The 759-nt window shown below is 51.4% G+C and carries 1 protein-coding gene and 1 pseudogene; one reads left to right on the forward strand and one right to left on the reverse strand.

All coding sequences use genetic code 11. The features are described 5' to 3' along the window. Positions 1-324: pseudogene (locus ACTHUR_RS13645) on the forward strand (leucyl/phenylalanyl-tRNA--protein transferase); the annotation flags it as partial. Between the two features lie 101 nt (positions 325-425). Here ACTHUR_RS13645 and ACTHUR_RS13650 read toward each other — a convergent pair. After that, positions 426-759, reverse strand: a 334-nt coding sequence (locus tag ACTHUR_RS13650; protein ID WP_440399066.1) for an exodeoxyribonuclease III, incomplete at its 5' end; no start/stop codon positions are given.

The following is a 759-nucleotide window of genomic DNA, read 5'->3' on the forward strand; positions in this document are numbered from 1 at the left end:
TTTGAATGTTTCTATCCCGATGAAACAGGTCGTCTGAAACTGGCGGGCGGCTTTTACGGCGTACAAATCGGACGGGTGTTTTACGGAGAATCCATGTTCGCCCTTGAGCCGGATGCCTCCAAAATCGCCTTCGCGCGAGCCGTCCCGTTTCTTGCTGGATTGGGCATCGAGTTGATTGACTGTCAGCAAGATACCCTGCATATGCATCGTTTCGGTTCGGAACCGATACCGTTCGTCGAATTTCAGACAGCCTTGCAACGCTTGAATGCTTTGCCTTTGAAGGAAGCGTTGGGTACGCGGGTAGTGGGTGGAACGTTGGCATAGTGGCAAGATATAGAGCCGATTTCGAGTCAGAAGCGAATAGAAAAAAGGTCGTCTGAAAACTCAATTTTTGGTTTTCAGACGACTTTTTTAAAGATTACGCCTTACAAATCAAATTCAGCCACGACCGGCGCATGGTCGCTGGGGCGTTCTTGCGCGCGCGCGTCCAAATCGACATAAACATCTTTCAACACGGCAGACAGGGCGGGGCTGATGAGTTGGTGGTCGATGCGCAGTCCGAGTTTGCGTTGGAACATTGCGCCGCGATAGTCAAACCAAGTGTAAAACGCGCCTTTGGGGTGGATTTGGCGCAGGCTGTCGGTTAGGCCCAAATCCAACAGATTTTTGAACCACTGCCTCTCGATGGATGAGCAGTGGATTTTTTCATGCCATTTTTCGGGGTCGTAGCAGTCGGCATCGGCGGGCGCGATATTGAAG

This window comes from Neisseria sp. P0021.S007 (genome assembly GCF_051956855.1).